The 21,301-nt window shown below is 68.8% G+C and carries 16 protein-coding genes; 10 read left to right on the forward strand and 6 right to left on the reverse strand.

The window, feature by feature from the left end:
- Both AC5Y2S_RS18380 and AC5Y2S_RS18385 read right to left on the reverse strand, forming a co-directional pair.
- Nucleotides 1-282, reverse strand: coding sequence for a hypothetical protein (locus AC5Y2S_RS18380; RefSeq protein WP_499957464.1), 282 nt, complete (start codon nucleotides 280-282; stop codon nucleotides 1-3).
- A 104-nt stretch (nucleotides 283-386) separates the two neighbouring features.
- Nucleotides 387-4,517, reverse strand: coding sequence for a bifunctional nitrate reductase/sulfite reductase flavoprotein subunit alpha (locus AC5Y2S_RS18385; RefSeq protein ID WP_499957962.1), 4,131 nt, complete (start codon nucleotides 4,515-4,517; stop codon nucleotides 387-389).
- Nucleotides 4,518-4,851: 334 nt separating this feature from the next.
- Here AC5Y2S_RS18385 and AC5Y2S_RS18390 point away from each other — a divergent pair, with 334 nt between their 5' ends.
- Nucleotides 4,852-5,319: an LppP/LprE family lipoprotein gene (locus tag AC5Y2S_RS18390; RefSeq protein WP_499957963.1), complete on the forward strand. Its 468-nt coding sequence runs from the start codon at nucleotides 4,852-4,854 to the stop codon at nucleotides 5,317-5,319.
- A gap of 35 nt (nucleotides 5,320-5,354) precedes the next feature.
- Here AC5Y2S_RS18390 and AC5Y2S_RS18395 read toward each other — a convergent pair whose 3' ends face one another.
- Nucleotides 5,355-7,295, reverse strand: a complete 1,941-nt coding sequence (locus AC5Y2S_RS18395; protein WP_499957465.1) for an acyl-CoA dehydrogenase family protein — start codon at nucleotides 7,293-7,295, stop codon at nucleotides 5,355-5,357.
- Nucleotides 7,296-7,415: 120 nt separating this feature from the next.
- Between AC5Y2S_RS18395 and AC5Y2S_RS18400 the strand changes: the two genes are divergently transcribed.
- Nucleotides 7,416-7,982, forward strand: a complete 567-nt coding sequence (locus AC5Y2S_RS18400) for a methyltransferase family protein (protein ID WP_499957466.1) — start codon at nucleotides 7,416-7,418, stop codon at nucleotides 7,980-7,982.
- Here AC5Y2S_RS18400 and AC5Y2S_RS18405 read toward each other — a convergent pair.
- Nucleotides 7,979-10,369, reverse strand: a complete 2,391-nt coding sequence (locus AC5Y2S_RS18405; RefSeq protein ID WP_499957467.1) for an ATP-binding cassette domain-containing protein — start codon at nucleotides 10,367-10,369, stop codon at nucleotides 7,979-7,981. The two genes, AC5Y2S_RS18400 and AC5Y2S_RS18405, sit on opposite strands and share 4 nt — an antisense overlap.
- 80 nt (nucleotides 10,370-10,449) lie before the next feature.
- A complete protein-coding gene (locus AC5Y2S_RS18410) occupies nucleotides 10,450-10,947 on the reverse strand; it encodes a MarR family winged helix-turn-helix transcriptional regulator (protein WP_499903964.1) in 498 nt (165 codons plus the stop codon).
- 118 nt (nucleotides 10,948-11,065) lie between these two features.
- Between AC5Y2S_RS18410 and AC5Y2S_RS18415 the strand changes: the two genes are divergently transcribed.
- The 4 genes from AC5Y2S_RS18415 to AC5Y2S_RS18430 are packed head-to-tail and all read left to right on the forward strand — an operon-like array spanning nucleotide 11,066 to nucleotide 16,227.
- Complete coding sequence (locus AC5Y2S_RS18415) at nucleotides 11,066-13,117, forward strand: ATP-binding cassette domain-containing protein (protein ID WP_499957468.1); 2,052 nt, start codon at nucleotides 11,066-11,068, stop codon at nucleotides 13,115-13,117.
- Nucleotides 13,114-13,965, forward strand: a complete 852-nt coding sequence (locus AC5Y2S_RS18420; protein WP_499957469.1) for a CbiQ family ECF transporter T component — start codon at nucleotides 13,114-13,116, stop codon at nucleotides 13,963-13,965. The genes AC5Y2S_RS18415 and AC5Y2S_RS18420 overlap by 4 nt, the downstream gene beginning before the upstream one ends.
- Nucleotides 13,966-13,967: 2 nt before the next feature.
- A complete protein-coding gene (locus tag AC5Y2S_RS18425) occupies nucleotides 13,968-14,420 on the forward strand; it encodes an SRPBCC family protein (RefSeq protein ID WP_499957470.1) in 453 nt (150 codons plus the stop codon).
- Nucleotides 14,413-16,227, forward strand: coding sequence for a sulfatase-like hydrolase/transferase (locus AC5Y2S_RS18430; RefSeq protein WP_499957472.1), 1,815 nt, complete (start codon nucleotides 14,413-14,415; stop codon nucleotides 16,225-16,227). Before AC5Y2S_RS18425 ends, AC5Y2S_RS18430 begins: the two co-directional genes overlap by 8 nt.
- A gap of 54 nt (nucleotides 16,228-16,281) precedes the next feature.
- On the opposite strand, the gene AC5Y2S_RS18435 is transcribed toward AC5Y2S_RS18430, so the two are convergent.
- Nucleotides 16,282-16,728 carry an Rv2324 family transcriptional regulator gene (locus tag AC5Y2S_RS18435; RefSeq protein WP_499903969.1) on the reverse strand — a complete coding sequence of 149 codons (447 nt, stop codon included), beginning with the start codon at nucleotides 16,726-16,728 and terminating at the stop codon, nucleotides 16,282-16,284.
- A gap of 112 nt (nucleotides 16,729-16,840) precedes the next feature.
- Here AC5Y2S_RS18435 and ddaH point away from each other — a divergent pair, with 112 nt between their 5' ends.
- From ddaH to AC5Y2S_RS18455, 4 genes are read left to right on the forward strand one after another with little or no spacing between them, the layout of a single operon-like run.
- Nucleotides 16,841-17,686: a dimethylargininase gene (ddaH, locus tag AC5Y2S_RS18440; protein ID WP_499957473.1), complete on the forward strand. Its 846-nt coding sequence runs from the start codon at nucleotides 16,841-16,843 to the stop codon at nucleotides 17,684-17,686.
- Nucleotides 17,683-18,918, forward strand: a complete 1,236-nt coding sequence (rocD, locus tag AC5Y2S_RS18445) for an ornithine--oxo-acid transaminase (RefSeq protein ID WP_499957475.1) — start codon at nucleotides 17,683-17,685, stop codon at nucleotides 18,916-18,918. The genes ddaH and rocD overlap by 4 nt, the downstream gene beginning before the upstream one ends.
- 29 nt (nucleotides 18,919-18,947) lie before the next feature.
- Nucleotides 18,948-20,378, forward strand: coding sequence for an amino acid permease (locus AC5Y2S_RS18450; RefSeq protein ID WP_499957476.1), 1,431 nt, complete (start codon nucleotides 18,948-18,950; stop codon nucleotides 20,376-20,378).
- Nucleotides 20,375-21,253 carry a universal stress protein gene (locus AC5Y2S_RS18455; protein ID WP_499957477.1) on the forward strand — a complete coding sequence of 293 codons (879 nt, stop codon included), beginning with the start codon at nucleotides 20,375-20,377 and terminating at the stop codon, nucleotides 21,251-21,253. Before AC5Y2S_RS18450 ends, AC5Y2S_RS18455 begins: the two co-directional genes overlap by 4 nt.
- The last annotated feature ends 48 nt before the right edge of the window (nucleotides 21,254-21,301 follow it).

A 21,301-nucleotide genomic window follows, 5' to 3' on the forward strand; every position in this document is an offset into this window, starting at 1 on the left:
CTAACTGCTGGAGACGGACTCGGTCGCGTTCAGGGCCCCGTCTTCGGCGACTTCGCAGGCGCAGGGCTGTGCGCCGTTGTGCACCCACCGCGATAGCCGGCTACCCTGCTTGCGCATCACGTGCTGCACGTAGACCTTGTCGCGCTGCACGCGGGAGAACGCCATGTCCAGGTTGATCGGCAACCCCGCCCAGTCGACTTGACCCGGCGCCGCCGCCCTGCCGTCGGGATGCAGCGGACACTGCCGCCGCGGGCAGATTGGCCTTTCAGAATCGCGAGCCACGCTACGTCACTCCTTTTGGTGCGCGACCTAATGAGTGAATGGTGCGTCAGCGATGTTTCAGCTGCGGGTGTGCGACGTTTCCGTCGTATTACAGGTCACGCGCCCTAGTAGACGTCGCGGTGGTAGCGCTTGTCGGCGCTCAGCGAGCGCACGTATTCCCGCGCCGCGTCCGGGTCGAGGTTGCCGTGTTCGGCCGCGATTTCGCAGAGTGCACGGTCGACGTCCTTGGCCATGGGGTCGGCGTTGCCGCAGACGTACAGCTGCGCGCCCTCCTGCAACCAGCGCCACAGCTGGTCCCCGCGCTTGCGCATCAGGTGCTGCACGTAGATCTTGTCGCGCTGGTCGCGCGAGAACGCCAGGTCCAGCTCGGTGAGCAGCCCGTCGGCGCGCATCTGTTCGATCTCGTCGCGGTAGTAGTAGTCGGTCGCGGCGTGTTGTTCGCCGAAGAACAGCCAATTGGGGGCGGTGTGGCCCAGCGCGCGGCGCTCCTGCAGGAAGCCGCGGAACGGCGCGATCCCGGTGCCTGGTCCGATCATGATCATCGGGGTGTAGGGGTCGCTGGGCGGCCGGAAGTTGCTCGACGGCTGCAGATAGACGGCGACGCGATCGCCGGGGGAGCGGTCGGCGAGGTAGGTCGAACACACCCCGCGGCGTGGGACGCCCTGGAAGTTGTAGCGCACCGGCGACACCGTCAGGTGAACTTCGCCCGGGCACTCTTTGGGGCTCGACGAGATCGAGTACAGCCGCGGCTGAAGGCGTTTGAGGACCCGCAGCCACTCGTGGGCCGACGCGTAGACCGGCAGCTGCGCCAACAGGTCCACCAACTGGCGTCCCCATGTCCAGTTGTTCAGCTCGGCCTTGTTTTCCGGGCGCAGCAGTTCGGCCAGTTTCCGGTTGCCGGTGCGCTCCTGCACGAACCGCACCAAATCACGGCTGATGTGCGCGATCTCGGTTCGCTCGGTGAGCGCCGAGCGCAACGACATCAAACCGTGCTCGCCGACCTCGACCGGGGTCTGTCCATCCAGTCCGGTGACCGACAGCCATTCGTCGACAAGCCGATCACTGTTGCGCGGCCACACCCCGAGCGCGTCGCCCGCCTCGTAGCTGATCGTGTCCTCGGGCACCCGGAATACCAACTGCCGCACGTCCTTTGCCGACTCCGGGCCGCCCAGCTTGATGTTGCGCGCCATGTCGGTGATCAGGGGTTGCTTCTTGGAGTAACCGACGGCACCGGGCTCGTTGGCCGGCCGGGATGGCGCGGCGACCGGGGAGGCGAGCGCCGCCGGCGCCCCACCGTCCCGGCCCACCGGCGCCGGTGTGCGGGCCAGCGCCTCGAGGACCCCGCTCAACCATTTTGCCGCGCCGTCTTCGTAGTCGGGCTCGCAGTCGACCCGGTCGACGATTCGGGTGGCTCCGCGCTCGGCGAGCCGCTCGTCGAGCTTACGGCCGTGGCCACAGAAGTCGTCGTAGTTGGAGTCGCCCAGCGCAAGCACCGCATAGCGGGTGTCGGTGAATCGCGGTGCGCCATCGGAAGTTAACGCCCGCCACAGGCCGGTGCCGTTGTCCGGTGGTTCGCCGTCACCGGTGGTGCTGGTGACCAGCAGTAGCTCTCGCGTCGCCGGCAGCTGCGCCAGCGGGAAGTCATCCATGGCGTGCAGCGCGACCGGCAGGGCGGCCTCGCGCAACTGCGCAGCGACGTCGGCGGCGAGTTCCTCGGCGTTTCCGGTCTGCGACGCCCACAACACCACGACGGCCGACCGCTCGGGGGTGGGGCCGGGTGTCTCGACGATCGGTTCCTGGACGGCCGGCGTCTCGGTGCGGGCGAACAGCCCGGCGAGCAGGCCGTCGATCCACAGCCGGGTGTTGGAATCGAACGGGGCGTTCTGGGGCAGGGTCGGCACTCCGGCAAGGCGGCTGCCGGCCTCCGAGCGCAGCCCCGAGACGAGGCCGGCCAGGTAGGCGCGGCCCAGCGGGCCGAACTGTGGCGCCGGTTCGTTCGTCACGCCGAGGAGTTCGGCGAGAGCATCGACGCGGGCCGGACTGATCTCGTCGTCGTTCGGCAGTGTGCCGCTCGAATCGGGTTGCGCGACGGCGACCTTCGTGAGGGATATGGCGCAGGCCTTGAACTCCGGTTGGTGGGAAACCGGGTCGACGGCGTCGTTGGTGACGGCGTTGATCGACAGGTACTCGCCGAAGGCGTCGTTCCAGTGGAAGGGCGCAAAGCAATTGCCGGGCCGGACCCGGTCGGTGATCACGGCGGGCAGCACGGCCCGGCCACGGCGCGAGGCGATTTCGACCGGGTCGTCGTCACGGATCTGCAGGCGGGCCGCGTCGTCGGGATGGATTTCGACGAACGGTCCGGGGTTGAGCTTGTTGAGTTTGGCGACCTTCCCGGTCTTGGTCATCGTGTGCCATTGGTGCGGCAGGCGCCCGGTGTTGAGCAGGAACGGGAAGGCGTCGTCGGGCATTTCGTCGGGCAACAGGTGTGGACGGGCGAAGAACACCGCGCGCCCGCTCGCGGTGGGGAACGCCAGCCGGGGCACGGTGCCGTCCTCGCGGACCAGCCGGGCCTGGCTCACACCGTCATTCAGGTAGCGGATGGGGTGACGGTCGCCGGCGCCGTCCGGCGGGCACGGCCACTGCAGCGGCGTCTCGCACAACCGCTGATAGCTGGCGCCGCGCAGGTCGTAGCCCGTCGCGGGGTTCGAGAATCTCTTGATCTCCTCGAACACTTCCTCCGCGCAGTGGTAGCTGAACGCCTCCGAAAACCCCATCGCGCAGGCGATCCGGGCGATGATCTGCCAGTCCGGCAGCGCCTGGCCGGGCGCCTCGACGGCCGGCTGGAACAAGGTCAGATTCCGCTCGGAATTGACCATCACCCCTTCGGACTCCGACCACAGGGCAGCCGGCAACAACACGTCGGCGTACTCGTTGGTCTCGGTCTCCAGGAACGCGTCCTGGGCGATCACCAACTCGGCGCTTTCCAGGCCGGCCAGCACTGTCTTCCGGTTCGCCACCGAGGCAACAGGATTGGTGCAGACGATCCAGCAGGCCTTGATCTCACCGTCGGCCATCCGGGAAAACATGTCCACGGTGCCGGTGCCGACCTCGGTGCGCAGCGAGCCGCGGGGGATGCCCCACTGGTCCTCGACGAACTCGCGGTCGGCCGCCGACGCCACCGAGCGCTGACCCGGCAGACCCGGCCCCATGTAGCCCATTTCGCGCCCGCCCATGGCGTTGGGCTGCCCGGTGAGCGAGAAGGGACCGCTGCCGGTTTTGCAGATGGTGCCGGTGGCCAGGTGCAGGTTGCAGAGCGCGTTGGTGTTCCAGGTGCCGTGGGTGCTCTGGTTGAGACCCATCGTCCAGCAGCTCATGAAGTTTTCGGCTTCGCCTATCCAGCGCGCCGCGGTGCGGATGTCTTCGGTTGCGATGCCGGTGATTTCGCCGACCCGTTCCGGCGTGTACTGCGCGAGGAAGCTCGGCATCACCTCCCAGCCTTCGGTGAATTCGGCGATGAATTCGGGATCGGTATGCCCGTTTTGGACGATCAGGTGCAGCAGCCCGTTGAGCAGCGCGAGATCGGTTCCGGGGGCGAGCTGCAGGAACAGGTCGGCCCTCTCGGCGGTCGCGGTGCGGCGCGGGTCCACCACGATCAGCTTGGCGCCGGCCTTGACGCGATCCATCATGCGCAGGAACAGGATCGGGTGGCAGTCGGCCATGTTGGAGCCGATGACGAGGAACACGTCTGCCGCGTCGAAGTCCTGGTACGAGCCGGGCGGTCCGTCGGCGCCCAGGGACAGCTTGTATCCGGAGCCCGCGCTGGCCATGCACAGCCGCGAATTCGACTCGATCTGGTTGGTTCGGATGAAACCCTTGGTCAGCTTGTTCGCCAAATACTGCGCCTCGATGGACATCTGGCCCGACACGTACATTGCGAAGGAGTCGGGGCCATCCTGGTCGATGATCTCGCGGAGCCGCTTGGCGGACTGGGTTATCGCCTCGCCGATGTCGATCGGCTCGAGGGGCTCGCCGCGGTCGGCTCGCACGTGCGCCGATTCCATCCGGCCCGGCGCGGCCAGCAGGTCGGCCGTGGTCGCGCCCTTGGTGCACAGCCGGCCGAAGTTGGCTGGGTGGCTCTTGTTTCCAACAGTTTTCGTAACGTGACGGCCGCCGCTCGCCGGATCCGCTGTGACGTGCAACACCATGCCGCAACCGACACCGCAGTAGGCGCACATGCTCTGCACGGCGTCCGTGCGAACGCCATGGGGCTCTTTGGCCACGCCTACTTTCCTCCCCTCGCGCGCAAGGGCCTAATGCGCCAAATGGTGCGGCAATGATGTTTCGGCATCGGGCGCCCGATGTTTCCGCCGTTTTACGGCTTGCTTGCACCGAATCCGCACTGGCGTGTGAGGTCGCCGGAATGCCGCGTAATCGCAGGTCAGCACCGATCCGCGACGTCGGCCAGATTACCCGTGGACCCCGGTGATTTGCCTCTCAGAAGGGCGCTTCCGACCAAACAAATGGGACATTCACAGTTTTCGTTAAGCTCACGATGTGCGCCGCCCGTTTGTGATTCTGTTGATCTTGCTGGCGTCGGCTTGTGGCGGAAAACCGACGACACCGCCGGCCTCGCGGGCCGATACGTGTAAGGAGTCCGACGCTCCGACGGCCGACACGGTGCGGCAGGCCATCGCCTCCGTCCCGGTCGAGGTGTCCGGCTCGACCTGGGTCGAAATCGCGCGGGGGCACACCAAGAAGTGCCGCCTGTTTTGGGTTCAGATCATCCCGACCATCGCCAGCGAATCAACTCCGCAGCAGCTGCTTTTCTTCGACCACAACACCCCGCTGGGCCCACCCACGCCGAACCCGAAGCCGTACATCACCGTGCTGCCGCCGTCCGACGACACGATCACCGTCCAGTACCAATGGCAGGTCGGCAAGGACGAACCGTGCTGTCCCACCGGAATCGGCACCGTGAAGTTCCAGATCGGCTCGGATGGCAAGCTGCAGGCGCTCGGCAAGATCCCGCATCAGTAGTGCTCGTCGGCGCACAAAGCCGCGCCGCCAAAGCCTCAGTCGGGCAGGTTCTCTGGGTGCAGCATCTCGGCGTAGCGCAGCGGCTCCGGGATGCCGAACCCGTCGACCAGCGTCTCCGCGTACGGGCGCAGCTTGCGGCATCGATCGTTGATGCCACGGGTGACCGCCTTGGCTCGCCCGGTCGACAGGTAGCCATGTTCGATGTACCAGGCCTTGTCGTCCTCGATCACCGACAATGCGTACACGTCGCAGACCATTTCGAGGAGCTCGCGAGCCTCCTTGTCCTCGCAGGAGTCGATCCCGGCGACGAACGCTTCCAGCACGATTCGGTCGATGTGCGCGCTCGCCGCGTGCAGCACGTGATCCTGCACGGCGTTGAACGCGTCGAATTCCGACATCTCTTTGGATTTGCCCTGCAGCCGACGCGCCACCGACGAGAGCAGATAGTCCTCACGCTCCTCGAACATGGTGACCTGGGTGCCGCGGTTGAACAGGCTGCCTTCCTCTTCGCTGTCCTGGCGGGCGTCGATGATCGTCTGCATAATCGCCTCGGCCGCAGTGCGTTTCCGCACCCGCTGACCGACGGTGTTGGCGGCGAAGCGCACCCATTCGACCGGGCTCATGCTGCGGATGTCGTCGGCATAGGCCGTCAGCAGCTCCTTGGCCACCAATTGGGTCAGCACGTGGTTGTCGCCCTCGAACGTGGTGAAGACGTCGGTGTCGCCGCGCAGCCCGATCAGCCGGTTCTCGGCCATGTAGCCCGCGCCGCCGCAGGCCTCCCGCGCCTCCTGGATTGCTCGCGACGCGTGCCAGGTGTTGGCCGCCTTCAGTCCGGCGGCCCGCGCTTCCAGCTCCCGCTGCTCGTCGGCGTCGGGCGCGTCCGCGGTCTGGATGTCGTGGCACCTGCTGACCAGCTCGTTCTGGGCGAACTGCAGCGCGTATGACCGGGCGATCAACGGGAACAGCCGGCGCTGGTGCACCAGGTAGTCCATGATCAGCACCTCGGTGTCCTCGCCGGGCGCATTGAATTGCCTGCGCTGCAACGCATATCGAGTGGCGATGTCCAGCGCGACGCGCGCGGCGGCGCCCGCGCTGCCGCCCACCGTGATGCGGCCGCGAACCAGCGTGCCCAGCATGGTGAAGAACCGGCGGTTGGGGTTGTCGATCGGGGAGCTGTAGGTGCCGTCCGGCGCCACGTCGCCGTACTTGTTCAGCAGGTTCACCCGCGGGACGCGGACATGGTCGAAGACGATGCGGCCGTTGTCCACACCGGGCAGGCCGCCCTTGTACTCGCAGTCCGACGTCGTGACCCCGGGTAGGTCGTTGCCGTCGGCGTCGCGGATCGGGACCAGCAGGCAGTGCACGCCGTGGTTGACCGGCTTGCCGTCCTCGGTGGTGATCAGTTGCGCGAAAACCGATGCCATGGTGGCGGTTTCGGCGGCGCCCCCGATGTAGTCCTTGCGGGCCGTCGGGGTGGGGGAGTCGACGACGAACTCCTCGGTCTCGGGGTCGTAGGTCGCGGTGGTCTCCACCGACTGAACGTCGCTGCCGTGCCCGGTCTCGGTCATGGCGAAACAGCCGCGCAATTCGAGGCTGATGATCTTCTTCACATAGGCCTCGTGGTGGCGCTCGGTGCCCAGGTTCTCGACGGCACCGCCGAACAGCCCCCACTGGACACCGGCCTTCACCATCAGCGACAGGTCGGACATCGCGAGCATCTCGATCATCGTGATCGCGGCGCCCACGTCGCCGGTCCCGCCGTGCTCCTTGCGGAAGTTGTCGGCGGCGACCCCGAAGGCCGCCATGATCCGCATTTGCTCGGCCACCTTGGTGCGGGCGATCACGGTGTTCGGCGTGTAATGCGGGCGGAACAGCTCCTCGGTCATCGTGGCCCGCATCCGGTTCTTCACGTCGCGCCACCGCCCGTCCAGGGCGTTGCGCAGGTGTTCGGCCGTGCTTTTCGTGTCTGGCGCCATAAAGGGACGGTAACCCGCTGCTCAGGCGTTGAAACAGGCCCTGAACAACAATCGCGCAACGCCCGCATTTTCGCGCCGAGTACACGCTGGGCGCCGCGCTGCGAGTGTCATGATCGAGCGATGCCGCAGTATTTCGCCGCTGCCATGATCGTGCTCCTGATCGGCACCGTCCTCGCCAGAGTCATGCTGCTGCGCAGAACCGGCACCCAAGCAATGCATTTCGGGAAGCTGGACAAGACCGACTTCCTGATCCCGCCCGTCGCGCTGTTCTACTTCTACACGGTGTTCGCCGCCGCCTTCGGGTGGCCGCTGGCCAGCCGTCAGCGGTTTTTCCACTCGACGCTGCTCGCCTGGCTGGGAGTGGCCCTCTGCCTGGTCGGGGTCCTGGTCCTGGTGTTCAGCCTGGTGTCATTCGGCGCCAGCTTCCGCGTCGGCATCGACGTCGACCAGCCCGGCCGGCTGGTGACGACCGGCATATTCGCGGTGAGCCGCAACCCGATCTACGTCGGGTTCTTCGTTTTCCTCGTCGGCCAGCTCCTGGCGTTCCCCAACTGGGTTCCGTTGATCTACCTGGTCGCCGCAACCGCGCTGTTCCACCGGCAAGTGTTGCGCGAGGAAGCGTTCATGCGGCAGCGCTACGGCGACGAATTCGCCGACTATTGCCGCCGCGTGCGGCGCTACGTCTAGCCCGAGCCGGCGGACGGCCGCTTCGGCGCGCGCAGCCGGAAAAGGGCGAAGCCGGCCGCGCCGGCGCCCAAGCCCAAGAGCATCACCATGTCGAACACCCACCAGCCCGAATAGTGCGTCCACATCTGGGCGTTGGCGGCCAGCGCGTCGACCCTGCGCAGATCGGCGACCGACGCCGCCGCCGCGAAACCCCATTGGGCCGGAACGAACCAGGAAATCTGCTGGAAGCCCCACTTGCTCACCAGCTGCACCAGGCTGCCGTTGAACAGCAGCGAGGCCAGGACCACCAGCACCAGCAGCGGCAGCACCTCGCGCAGCCGGTTGCCCGTCGCGGACAACGCCAGCCCGACGACCGCCGACACGAGGGCCGTCGCGGCCACGCCCAGATAGAGCTCGGCGGTGGCCCCGCCGGAAAAGCCCAACAGCACCGGGCCGTGCACCGGCCCGCCTTTCACCACGACGACGATCGCGAAGAAGATGCCGGTCAGGACGAGCGCGGCCACGCCAAAGACGACGATCTTGGCGCCCAGGTACGCCGGGCCCGAGAGCCCGACGGCCTGCTCGCGCCGGAAGGCGCGGCGCTCCTCGACCAGCGTGCGGATGGTCAGGGCGGTGCCCACGATCACCGCGGCGATGTTGAGCGCGGCCAGGATCTCGATGGCCTCGTGCGGGTTGGAACTGCTCGGGTTGGGCCGTTCCAGGCCGGACTCGCCGGGGATCAACAGCGTCAGCGCCGCCAACACAAAGGGCAGGATCGCCAGGAACAGCATGTAGATGTGGTCGGCGAAGAGCAGGCGGAGCTGGCGGCGCACGAGCACCCGGACTTGCCGCTTCGCGGCGAGCCCTTGGGGCGGCGGCCACGGCGCTGCCACTTCCGGCGGCGTGGGCGGGGCCAGTCCTTGCTGCCGGGCCCGGAACTCGTCGTGCGCGCCGTCGGGATCCGCCCCGACCCGCTCGATGACGTCGGCCCAGTCGGTGGTGCCCATCGCGGCCTCGACCTGCAACGGGGTCCCGAGGAAAGCCGTGGCGCCCCGCGCGGTGAGGACCAACACCTGGTCGCAGAGGTTGAGATTGCCCAGTGATGCGTGCGACGGAATCGCAACCACCACGACACAGCCGATGTCGGCCTGGCGACGCAGGACAGCCATCACGCGGTCTTGCTGCGGCGCATCCAGCCCGGCGCCCGGATCGTCGACCACGAGCAGCGTCGGCCGGGTGACCAGTTCGACCGCCAGCGACGCACGCCGGCGCACCTCGGGTGGGAGTTTGCTGATCCGCGTCGCGCGGTGGGGCGTCAGCTCCAGCTCCTCGATCACCTGGTCCACCACCCGCCGACGGTGTTCGGCCGCGGTGTCCGGCGGCAGGCGCAGTTCGGCGGTGTATCCCAAGGCTTGTTCGATTGTGAGCCGCGGGTGCAGGCAGTCGTCGCCGCGCACGACACCGATGCGGGCGCGCATCGACTCGGGCTCGGCGTGCACGTCGTGGCCGTCGACCGTCGTTCGGCCGGAGCTGAGTTCCCTTGTGCCGGAGAGCAGTTCGAGCAGTGCCGAGTTGCGCGCCGCCGACGGTCCCACGATCGCGGTCATGGTGCCCAGACCCGCCGTGAACGAGATGTCGGTGAGCACCTCGTGCCCGTCGACCGTAAGCCCCAGCTGGTATGCCGCGACCCCGCTGGTCCGCGCCCCGGACCTGAGCGGCAGCCGATACGTGGAGTTGCCTTCCTGAGTGCGCAAGGACGGGCTCGGGGTCCGCAGCTTGCGCGTGGTCATCCGCTCGATCAGGCCCGGACCGTCGGACGGTTCGGGTTCGATCGCCTCGGGCGCCTCCGCGACGGGCGGCGCGGGCGGTTCCGGCGGGGCGGGCGGACCCGGCGGCTCGACCGCGGGCGGTGGGGGTGGCGGGATGCGCATCCGCTGGGTCGTGCGCTCGGTCGGCGCCCGCAAGCTGGGGTCGTTCGGGCGCTGCCCGGTGCCGGGAGGCGGGGGTTGCGGCGGACGGGGCGGTCCCGGGGGCTGCCGGAACCGCGGCGGCGGCGGCGGTGGGCCCGGTGGCCGCCCGGGCGGGTCGATCTGGAAAACCAGCCGCGGGCCGCGCTGCGGATCGCCGATCGTGATCGCCTGGCCGGAGTGGATGTCGACGGCCGGCACCCGCCAGCCGTTGACGAACATCCCGCGGGGGCTGTTGTCGATGGCCACCCAGTGCCTACCGGTGAACCGCAGCACCACATCGGGGTGGGGCGCCGCCGGTTTGCCCGGTGGTCCGAGCGCGATGTCGACTCCAGGTCCGTAGCCCACCAGCACGTCGCGACCGGGCGCGAAGACATATCTCGTCGGTCCGACCCATACGGTCAACGGGGAGGCCGGGAAGGCGGAAGCCTCGGGCCGCATCACCGCCACCTTTCGTCACCGGTCAGTCCGAACTTCCAGTGTCTACCCGCCCGCGGCGATGCATCCACCGGACGATGCCATCACAGGGTGTGGCGGCGCGGCGTCGACGCGGCGTTCTCGAGGAGCCGCCGCAGGACCCCGACCGCCTCCTTCAGCACCTCGCGGTCCGCCGGCTCGAGCAGGGCCAGCTGCGGTTCGATCGCGGCGGCCCGGTCGGAACGGACGGCGTCGAGCGTGCGTATCCCGTCGGCCGTGATGCGGATGCGGACGGCCCGGGCGTCGCCGGGATCGACGGTCCGCGTGACCAGGCCGGCGTCCTCGAGGCGGCGCACCTGCGTGGTCATGGTCGGTTGCGAACAGTGGTCGACGCCGGCGAGGTCGCCGATTCGCGCCTCCCCATGGGCCTCGATGGTGGCCAGCAGCCGCGCCTGCGCGGCGGGCAGCGGCATCTGGATGCGCTGGGTCGCCAGTCGGTTCAGGCGGGCGACGACGGCGAGGAGATCGGCTCCGAGGCCGGACTGGGACTCGGTGGTTGCGGCGTCAACGACATCGGTGTGGTTGGCGGCGGATGCGTTCATACACCCATGGTTGCATAGCTTTGCTAAGCGAGACGAGCGCCACACGCGTCGGCGCAAAAACCCAGCGTATGTGGTGTGGCGCGGGGACTTGCCGGCGCGGCCTGGCAGAATCGGTGAGGTGACCGTCCCCCGACCATCCCGTTCACACCAACGGGGTGGACCGCTGCGGCCGGTCGAGTTGGCGCAGGCCTCCGTCATGGGGGCGCTGTGCGCGGTCATCGCCATCATCTCGGTGATCGTCCCGTTCGCCGCGGGACTCGCCCTGCTGGGTACCGTGCCCACCGGGCTGCTGGCCTACCGCTACCGGTTCCGCGTGCTGATGGCCGCGACGGTCGCGGCCGCGATGATCGCCTTCCTGATCGCCGGGTTGGGCGGTCTCATGACCGTCATCCATTGCGTCTACATCGGCGGCCTGACCGGAATCATCAAGCGGAAGCGCCGCGGCCTGCCCACGGTGATCTTCTGGTCCTTGATCGCCGGGTTGGCCTTCGGCGCTGCGGACGTCATCGGGCTGACCGTGATGAGCCGGTTGCGTCGCCTGATCTTCGATGTCATCACCGCGGACGTGAACGGGGTCGCGGCGTTCCTGACCCGGCTGCACATGCCGGGCGTCGGCGCGGACTTGAAGCGCTATTTCGCTCTCGGCGTGCAGCATTGGCAGTTGCTGGTGCTCATCTATTACGTGATCGGGATCCTGATCGTGTCGCTGATCGGCTGGTGGGCGTTGTCCCGCCTGCTGGACCGGATGCGCGGCATTCCCGACGTGCACCAGCTGGACGCCCGGGACGGCGAGGCCGAGCAGGGCGCCGTCGGCCCGGTTCCGGTGCGGCTGGACAAGGTGCGTTTCCGTTACCCGGGTGCCCGCCAGGACGCGCTGCGCGAGCTCAGCCTGGACCTCCGGGTCGGCGAACACGTCGCGATCACCGGACCCAACGGATCCGGAAAGACCACGCTGATGCTGGTTCTGGCCGGCCGCGAACCGACGTCGGGCACCGTGGAGCGCCCCGGCGCGGTGGGCCTGGGCAAGCTGGGCGGCACCGCGGTCGTGCTGCAGCATCCCGAAAGCCAGGTGCTGGGCACGCGGGTCGCCGACGACGTGGTGTGGGGTCTGCCGCCCGGCACCAAGATCGATGTGGACCGGTTGCTCAGCGAGGTCGGCCTCGACGGGCTCGCGCAACGCGACACCGGAAGCCTGTCCGGGGGCGAGCTGCAGCGCCTCGCGCTCGCCGCGGCGCTGGCCAGGGAGCCGGCGTTGCTCATCGCCGACGAGGTGACCACCATGGTCGACCAGCAGGGCCGGGATGCGTTGCTACGCGTGCTGTCCGATCTTCCCAAGCGCCACCGCACCGCCCTGGTGCACATCACGCACTACAACGCCGAGGCCGAGTCCGCCGATCGCACAGTCGATCTCAGCGATTCCCCGGACAACTCCGTGATGGTCGAGACCGTGCCGGCGCCGGCCGGAACCAATGGAGCCGCGGTGCGCCACGGCTCGCAGGCGCCGGTGATCGAACTTGTCGGCGTCGGCCACGAATACGGCAGCGGCACCCCGTGGGCCAAAACCGCGCTGCGCGACGTCAGCTTCACGGTGGAGCAGGGAGACGGCGTGCTGATCCACGGCGGCAACGGCTCGGGCAAGTCGACGCTGGCCTGGATCATGGCCGGGCTCACGGTGCCGACGAGCGGTACCTGCCTCATGGATGGTCGGCCCATCCACGAGCAGGTCGGTGCGGTGGCGTTGTCATTCCAGGCGGCGCGGCTGCAACTGATGCGCGGCCGCGTGGACCTGGAAGTCGCCTCGGCAGCGGGCTTTTCGCCGCGCGAGCAGGATCGCGTCGCCGCGGCGCTGGCCGTCGTCGGTCTCGATCCCACGCTGGCCAGGCGGCCGATCGACCAGCTCAGCGGCGGGCAGATGCGCCGCGTGGTGCTGGCCGGACTCCTGGCCCGTTCACCGCGGGCGCTGATCCTCGACGAGCCGCTGGCCGGGTTGGACGCCGCCAGCCAGCGCGGCCTGCTGCGCCTGCTGGAAGACCTGCGCCGCGAGCAGGACCTGACGGTGGTGGTCATTTCGCACGACTTCGTCGGGCTGGAGGACCTGTGCCCGCGCACCCTGCACCTGCGCAACGGCGCGCTCGAGCCCGTTCCGGCCCCGACGGGGGGCATGGCATGACCGCAACCTCCGCCTCGGAGCGCGCCTCGACCCGACGCACGCCGCGTCCGGTCGTGCTGCTCGTCCCGGTGCCCGGAACGTCGACCATTCACGAGCTGTGGGCGGGCACCAAACTGCTTGTTGTTTTCGGTGTTTCGGCGCTGCTGACGTTCTACCCGGGCTGGGTGACGATCGGGTTGGTGGCGGCGCTGGTCTTGGCGGCGGTCCGGATCGCGCGCATCCCGCGCGGCGCGGTGCCGTCGATCCCGCGGTGGTTGTGGATCGTCATCGCCCTGGGCGGCATCACCGCCGTGCTGGGCGGCGGCAGCCCGAAAGTCTCGATCGGCGGCCTCGAGCTCGGCCTCGGGGGTGGTTTGCAGTTCCTGCGGATCACCGCGCTGTCGATCGTGCTGCTCGCGCTCGGCGCGATGGTGTCCTGGACCACCAACGTCGCCGAAATAGGGCCCGCGCTGGCCACTTTGGGCCGGCCGTTCAAACTGTTGCGGATCCCGGTCGACGAATGGGCGGCGGCCCTGGCGCTGGCGCTGCGCGCCTTCCCGATGCTGATCGACGAGTTCCAGGTGCTCTACGCCGCCCGCCGGCTGCGGCCCAAACGGATACCGCGGAGCCGCAAGGCCCGTCGCCGCAGGCACGCCCTGGAGCTGATCGACCTGCTGGCCGCCGCCACCACCGTGACCCTGCGGCGCGCCGACGAGATGGGCGACGCGATCACTGCCCGCGGCGGCACCGGTCAGCTCTCGGCCAACCCGGCCCGGCCCAAGCTCGCGGACTGGGTGACCATCGCGATCACCCTCGCGGTCAGCGGCCTGGCGGTGGTGCTCGAGACGATGATTCACGCAATGCGCTAGGCATGGCCGACATCGCCCGCAGCCGCGGCATCGCGGCCCGCCCCCAACCGATCTGGGACGTCCTCGCGGACTTCGGCGCGATCAGCTCGTGGGCCGGCAACGTCGACCACTCGTGCATCCTGTTCTCCGGAGCCGGCGGGGCCGCCATCGGTACCGCGAGGCGCGTCCAGGTCAAACGCGACGCCCTCGTCGAACGGATCACCGAGTTCGACCCGCCGCGCGCCCTGGCCTACGACGTCGAGGGCCTGCCCGGCCGCGTGCGCAGGATGACCAACCGCTGGACGCTCGCCCCGGGCCCCTCCAGCTCGACCGTCGTGACCCTCACCAGCACGGTCGAAATCGGTGACAGCCCAGCACAGAAACTGGCCGAACGCATGCTGTGTCGCTTTCTCGCGCGACAGTCCGACGTGATGCTCGCCGGGCTGGCGAATCGATTGGAGAACGCCCGTGTCTGATCGCCCCGACGTCATCATCATCATGACCGACGAGGAGCGCGCGGTCCCGCCGTACGAGACCCCCGAGGTGTTGGCGTGGCGCAACCGAATACTCAGCGGCCGCAAGTGGTTTGACGACCACGGCGTCAGCTTCGCCCGGCACTACACCGGCTCCCTGGCCTGCGTGCCCAGCCGCCCAACGATTTTCACGGGCCAGTACCCCGACCTGCACGGGGTCACCCAGACCGACGGCATCGGAAAGACGGCCGACGATTCCCGCATGCGCTGGCTGCGCCAGGGCGAGGTGCCCACCCTCGGCAGCTGGTTCCGGGCAGCCGGATACGACACCCACTACGACGGCAAGTGGCACATCTCGCACGCCGATCTCGTTGATCAGTCCACCGGGCGTTCACTGCCGACCAACGACGACGACGGCGTCGTCGATGACGCGGCGGTGCGGCGCTACCTGGACGCCGATCCGCTTGGGCCGTTCGGCTTTTCGGGATGGGTCGGCCCCGAACCGCATGGCGCGCTGCTGGCCAATGCGGGCATTCGCCGGGATCCCCTGATCGCCGATCGCGTCGTCGGCTGGCTCACCGACCGCTATGCCCGCCGTCACGCCGGCGACCCCGACGCGCTGCGCCCCTTCCTGTTGGTCGCCAGCTTCGTCAATCCGCACGACATCGTTCTGTTCCCCACCTGGTCGCGCCGGGGTCCGGTCAAGCCGTCGCCGTTGGATCCGCCGCCGGTGCCCCCGGCGCCCACCGCCGACGAGGACCTGTCGACGAAGCCGGCCGCCCAAATCGCCTTCCGCGAGGCGTATTACTCCGGCTACGGTCCGGCGCCGGCGATCAGCCGGACCTACGAGCGCAACGCCCAGCGCTACCGCGACCTGTACTACCGGCTGCACGCCGAGGTGGACGGGCCGATCGACCGGGTGAGGCGGGCGGTGACCGAAGGTGGTTCGGCCAAGGCGGTGCTGGTGCGCACCGCCGATCACGGGGACCTGCTGGGCGCCCACGGTGGGCTGCACCAGAAATGGTTCAACCTGTACGACGAGGCCACCCGCGTTCCGTTCGTGATCGCGCGGATTGGTTCGGGCGCCACGCGGCCCCGCACCGTCACCGCGCCGACGTCGCACGTCGACCTGGTGCCGACGCTGCTTTCGGCCGCCGGCATCGAAGTCGCCGCCGTCGCCGCCACGCTGGCCGAGTCGTTCTCCGAAGTCCACGAGCTGCCGGGCCGCGACCTCATGCCCGTGGTGGACGGGGCACCCGCCGATGACGCGCGGGCCGTTTACCTGATGACCCGCGACAACATGCTCGAGGGCGACAGCGGCGCCTCGGGGCTCGCGCGCCGCCTGAAGCGCACCGTCAATCCGCCTGCCCCGCTGCGCATTCGGGTGCCCGCCCACACCGCGTCCAATTTCGAGGGGCTGGTGCTCCGCGTCGACAACGCGACGGCATCCGGCGGCGCCGGGCACCTGTGGAAGCTGGTCCGCACCTTCGACGACCCGGCCACCTGGACCGAACCCGGGGTGCGCCACCTCGCGGCCAACGGGCTCGGCGGCGAGGCGTACCGGACGTCTCCCGTGGACGACCAATGGGAGCTGTACGACCTGACCGCCGACCCGATCGAAGCCGACAACCGGTGGACCGATCCCGAGCTGCATGACCTGCGCCAGCACTTGCGGACGCAGCTCAAGCACGCCCGGGCGGTCTCCGTCCCGGAGCGAAACCGGCCGTGGCCCTATGTATCTCGCCGGCCACCCGCGCCGCGGCCATCGAGGCCGAGGCGCCTCGTTGGATGGGTACGTTCGCGCGCCTAACCGCACTGCGAAAAATCGACCGGAATTTCGCGGTGTGGTTAGGCTCGCGGATCGCTATGTCCGCATGCGGTCGATCAGGTTCGAGAGCACCACGATGCTTTCGCTGCGCTCGATGTGCGCGCTCGAACGGATGCGCTCCAGCGCCGCCTCCAGGTGTCGCATGTCGCGGGCCAGCACGTGCAGGATCGCATCCGACGTGCCGGTCACGGTGGCCGCGCTGACCACCTCCGGCATGTTCACCCACGCCGCCCGCAGCTGCTCGGGGGAGATCGTGCCGTGGCAGAACACCTGCACGTAGGCCTCCGTCTTCCAGCCGAGCGCGTTGGGGTCGACGACCGTGGTGAAGCCCTTGATCACGCCGTCGTCGAGCATCCGGTCGACGCGGCGCTTGACCGCCGGCGCCGACAGGTTCACCGTCTGGCCGATCTCGGCGAAGGTGGCCCGTGCGTTCTGGGTCAGCTCGGTCAGGATGCGCTCGTCGGTCTCGTCGAGACGGTCCACCCGCCACCCCCTTAACAAATCGCCGCATCAACCATCCTAGCGCAATAGATCGACACTAGGCGCGCAATATTCGTCGTTTGCTTGTTTGAACTGTGGCAAATACCGTTGATTTATGACGGATTCATACGTTGCCGCGCCGGCGCCCGCCACGCCCGTCCGGATGCCCCGGGCCCGCCGGTACGCGATGACCCCGCCGGACTTCTTCGCCGTCGAGTACGCGATCAACCCCTGGATGGACGTCGGCACGCCGGTCGACGCCCACCTGGCCCGGGCGCAGTGGGACGCCCTGCGCGAGACGTACCTGCGGCTGGGCCACCACGTGGACCTCGTCGAGCCCGTGCCCGGGCTCCCGGACATGGTCTACGCCGCCAACGGCGGCTTCATCGCCCGCGGCATCGCGGTCGTCGCCCGGTTCCGGTTCGCCGAGCGGGCCGGCGAGTCCCGGGCTTACTCCGAATGGATGTCATCGCTCGGGTATCGGCCCGTGGCCACCCGCCACGTCAACGAGGGGCAGGGCGATCTGCTGATGTTCGGCGATATGGTGTTGGCCGGCTACGGGTTTCGCACCGACCGGCGCGCACACCCGGAAATCGCCGCGGCGCTTGGCGTTCCGGTCGTCTCGCTTGAGCTGGTGGACCCCCGCTTCTATCACCTCGACACCGCGCTTGCCGTCCTCGACGATCACACGATCGCGTTCTACCCACCGGCGTTCAGCGCGGCGGCGCAAGACCGACTGCACGCACTGTTTCCCGACGCGATCGTGGTGGGAAGCGCCGACGCCTACGTGCTCGGCCTCAACGTGGTCTCCGACGGGCTGCACGTCGTGCTCCCGTCGGCGGCAACGGGTTTCGCCGCACAACTGCGCGAGGCCGGCTTCGAGCCGGTCGGCGTGGACTTGTCCGAATTGCTCAAGGGCGGCGGTTCCGTCAAGTGCTGCACATTGGAGGTATTCCCATGACCGTCCTCGACGCCCGGGCCGCACATGACACCGACGCGGCGATCGAACTGGTCGAAAGGCACGCGGCGCATAACTATTCGCCGCTTCCCGTGGTCGCGGCAAGCGCCGAGGGCGCCTGGATCACCGACATTGACGGCCGCCGCTATCTGGACTTCCTGGCCGCCTACTCGGCGGTCAACTTCGGTCATCGCAACCCCGAGATCACCGCGACCGCGCACGCGCAACTGGACACCGTCACGCTGGTGAGCCGCGCGTTCCATTCCGACACGCTCGGCCCGTTCTGCGCCGCGCTCTCCGGATTGTGCGGCAAAGACATGGTGTTGCCGATGAACTCGGGCGCCGAAGCCGTCGAGAGCGGCCTGAAGGTCGCCCGCAAATGGGGCGCCGACGTCAAAGGCGTAGCCCCGGGCCGGGCCAACATCATCGTGGCGGACAACAACTTCCATGGCCGCACCATCAGCATCGTCAGCTTCTCGTCGGACCCGGCGGCGCGCGACGGGTTCGGGCCGTTCACGCCGGGCTTCCGCTCGGTGCCGTTCGGCCACGCCGCCGCGCTGGCCCGCGCGATCGACGACGACACGGTGGCGGTGCTGCTGGAGCCGATCCAGGGCGAGGCCGGGATCGTCGTCCCGCCCGCCAACTACCTGCCCACCGTCCGCGCGCTGTGCAGCGAGCACAACGTGCTGATGATCGCCGACGAGATCCAGGCGGGGCTGGCCCGCACCGGCTACACCTTCGCGTGTGACCGGTGGGGCGTCGTGCCGGACGTCTACCTGCTCGGCAAGGCGCTGGGCGGCGGCGTGCTGCCCCTGTCGGCGGTGGTCGCCAACCGCGAAATCCTCGGCGTGCTGCGGCCCGGCGAACACGGCTCGACCTTCGGTGGCAACCCACTGGCGGCGGCGATCGGCACCACGGTCGTCGCCATGCTGGCGCGCGGCGAATTCCAGGCCCGGTCGGCCCAATTGGGTGCGCACCTGCACCGCCGGCTGCGGGGGCTGATCGGCGACGGTGTGGTGGCGGTGCGGGGCCTCGGGCTGTGGGCCGGCGTCGACATCGAACCCGCCCTGGGCACCGGCAAGGAAATCAGTCTGCGGCTGGCCCGGCGCGGCGTGCTGGTGAAGGACACCCACGGTTCGACGCTGCGGTTCGCGCCGCCGCTGGTGATCACCCGAGAGGAGATCGACTGGGCGATTGACCAGTTCGCTACGGTGTTGCGGGAGGCTCGCGCATAATCAGCTGATCCACGCAACAGGGGGCGCACGTGCCATCCAGCTCGATCAGCCTGACGGACCAAATGCTGCGGCGCCGTCCCGTCGTCGGCGCCCATGCCGCGCGCGGGGCGGCCGACCACCTCAAGCGCAGCATCGGCACGTTCCAGCTCACCATGTTCGGGGTCGGCTCGACGATCGGCACCGGCATCTTCTTCGTCATGTCCCAGGCGGTGCCCGAGGCCGGCCCCGGCGTGATCGTCTCATTCCTCATCGCCGGCATCGCGGCCGGACTCGCGGCCCTCTGCTACGCCGAATTGGCTGCCGCAGTGCCGGTTTCGGGGTCGTCGTACTCCTATGCCTACACCACGCTGGGCGAGGTGGTCGCGATGGGAGTGGCGGCGTGCCTGCTGCTGGAATACGGCGTGTCCACCGCCGCGGTCTCGGTCACCTGGAGCGGCTACCTCAACAAGTTGCTGAGCAATCTGTTCGGATTCCAACTGCCGCATGCCTTGTCGGCGGCGCCCTGGGACGCCGAACCGGGCTATGTGAATGTGCCGGCGATCATCCTGATCGTGATGTGCGCGCTGCTGCTGATCCGCGGCGCCAGCGAATCGGCACGGGTCAACGCGATCATGGTGCTCACCAAGCTCGGGGTGCTGGTCATGTTCGTGATCCTCGCGTTCACCGCCTTCGACGCCGACCGGCTCAAGGACTTCGCCCCGTTCGGCGTCGCCGGCATCGGCTCGGCGGCCGGCACCATCTTCTTCTCCTACATCGGCCTTGACGCGGTGTCGACGGCCGGCGACGAGGTGAAGGATCCGCAGAAGACCATGCCGCGCGCCATAATCGCGGCCCTGACGATCGTCACCACCGTCTACCTCCTCGTCGCGGTGGCCGCGCTCGGCACCCAGTCGTGGCGAGACTTCGCCGCGCAACAAGAGGCCGGCCTCGCCACGATCCTCGACAACGTCACCCAGGGCCGGTGGGCCAGCACGATTCTCGCGGCCGGCGCGGTGATCTCGATCTTCTCGGTCACGCTCGTCTCCATGTACGGCCAGACCCGCATCCTGTTCGCGATGGGCCGCGACGGGCTGCTTCCGTCGCGGTTCGCCAGTGTGAATGCACGTACCATGACCCCGGTGAGCAACACGGCCATCGTCGCGGTCGCGGCAGGCACGCTGGCGGCCTTCGTGCCCCTCGACAAGCTGGCCGACATGGTGTCCATCGGCACGCTGACGGCGTTCATCGTCGTGTCGGTCGGCGTGATCATCCTGCGGGTGCGCGAACCGGACTTGCCGCGGGCGTTCAAGGTGCCGGGTTACCCTGTCACGCCGGCGCTTTCGGTGCTGGCGTGCGGCTACATTCTGGTCAGCCTGCACTGGTACACCTGGATAGCGTTCTCCGGATGGATCGCGGTGGCGCTGGTCTTCTACTTCGCCTGGGGCCGCCACCATAGCGCCCTCAACGAGGAAACGCCGTGACCGTGGTCGCCGGTTACCGGGCCGGCGAGGTGGGCCTGTCGGGGCTGCACCTGGCCGTCCGCGCCGCGCGGACGCTCGGGACGACGCTCACCGTGGTGACCATCGTGCCCAGGCCCTGGCTGACTCCGTCATTCGCGCGTGTCGATGCCGAGTACGAGCAGTGGGCCGAGCGTCTGGCGGCCGACTCGGCCGAGGAGGCCGCGCGGTACCTGCACGATCTGTGCGACGGCGTCGACGTCACCTACCTGCATCGCGCTCACCGCTCGGTGTCCGGGGGACTGATCGAAGTGGTCGAGGAGGTGGGCGCCGACATCGTCGTGCTCGGGTCGCTGCCCAGCGGTGGGCCCGGGCTGGTTGTCATCGGCACGACCGCCGACTGGTTGCTGCACGCGTCGCCCGTCCCGGTGGCCATCAGCCCCCGCGGATATCGTGCGCACACAGGCGGATTGACGCGGATCACCTGCGCCTACGCCGCCACGGCCGACTCGATCGAGGTGGTCCGGCGCTGTTCCGAGACCGCCCAGCGATTCGGGGTGCCGCTGCGGGTGATGACCTTCGCCGTCCGGGGCAAGACGATGTATCCCCCGGAGGTGGGATTCGACGTCGAGGACGAGATCCTCGAGGCGTGGGCGTCGCAGGCGCGCGAGATCATGGCGAACCTGAAGACCGACGGTGTGGTCGGCGAAGACGTTGCGCTGCAAGTGGTTACCGGTCATGACTGGAACGAGGCGCTGGGCAAGGCGGACTGGCGCGACGGCGACATCCTGGCGCTGGGGACCCGACCGCGCGACGAAATCCGCAGGGTTTTCCTCGGTTCCCGCAGTGCCAAGATCATCCGCGAGAGCCCGGTGCCGGTGCTGGTGCTCCCCGGTTAGCGCTGCCGAGCGTCACGCCAGCGTGGCGCTCGCGGTCGACCGCCACGC

The organism is Mycobacterium sp. NGS69 (assembly GCF_059812165.1).

What these genes read in the sequence shown, in the direction of transcription:
- AC5Y2S_RS18385 (WP_499957962.1), bottom strand. Translation starts at nt 4,517, where the DNA reads ATGTGCGCCTACTGCGGTGTCGGTTGCGGCATGGTGTTGCACGTCACA.
- AC5Y2S_RS18395 (WP_499957465.1), bottom strand. Translation starts at nt 7,295, where the DNA reads ATGGCGCCAGACACGAAAAGCACGGCCGAACACCTGCGCAACGCCCTG.
- AC5Y2S_RS18400 (WP_499957466.1), top strand. Translation starts at nt 7,416, where the DNA reads ATGCCGCAGTATTTCGCCGCTGCCATGATCGTGCTCCTGATCGGCACC.
- AC5Y2S_RS18405 (WP_499957467.1), bottom strand. Translation starts at nt 10,369, where the DNA reads ATGCGGCCCGAGGCTTCCGCCTTCCCGGCCTCCCCGTTGACCGTATGG.
- AC5Y2S_RS18410 (WP_499903964.1), bottom strand. Translation starts at nt 10,947, where the DNA reads ATGAACGCATCCGCCGCCAACCACACCGATGTCGTTGACGCCGCAACC.
- AC5Y2S_RS18420 (WP_499957469.1), top strand. Translation starts at nt 13,114, where the DNA reads ATGACCGCAACCTCCGCCTCGGAGCGCGCCTCGACCCGACGCACGCCG.
- AC5Y2S_RS18425 (WP_499957470.1), top strand. Translation starts at nt 13,968, where the DNA reads ATGGCCGACATCGCCCGCAGCCGCGGCATCGCGGCCCGCCCCCAACCG.
- ddaH (WP_499957473.1), top strand. Translation starts at nt 16,841, where the DNA reads ATGACGGATTCATACGTTGCCGCGCCGGCGCCCGCCACGCCCGTCCGG.
- rocD (WP_499957475.1), top strand. Translation starts at nt 17,683, where the DNA reads ATGACCGTCCTCGACGCCCGGGCCGCACATGACACCGACGCGGCGATC.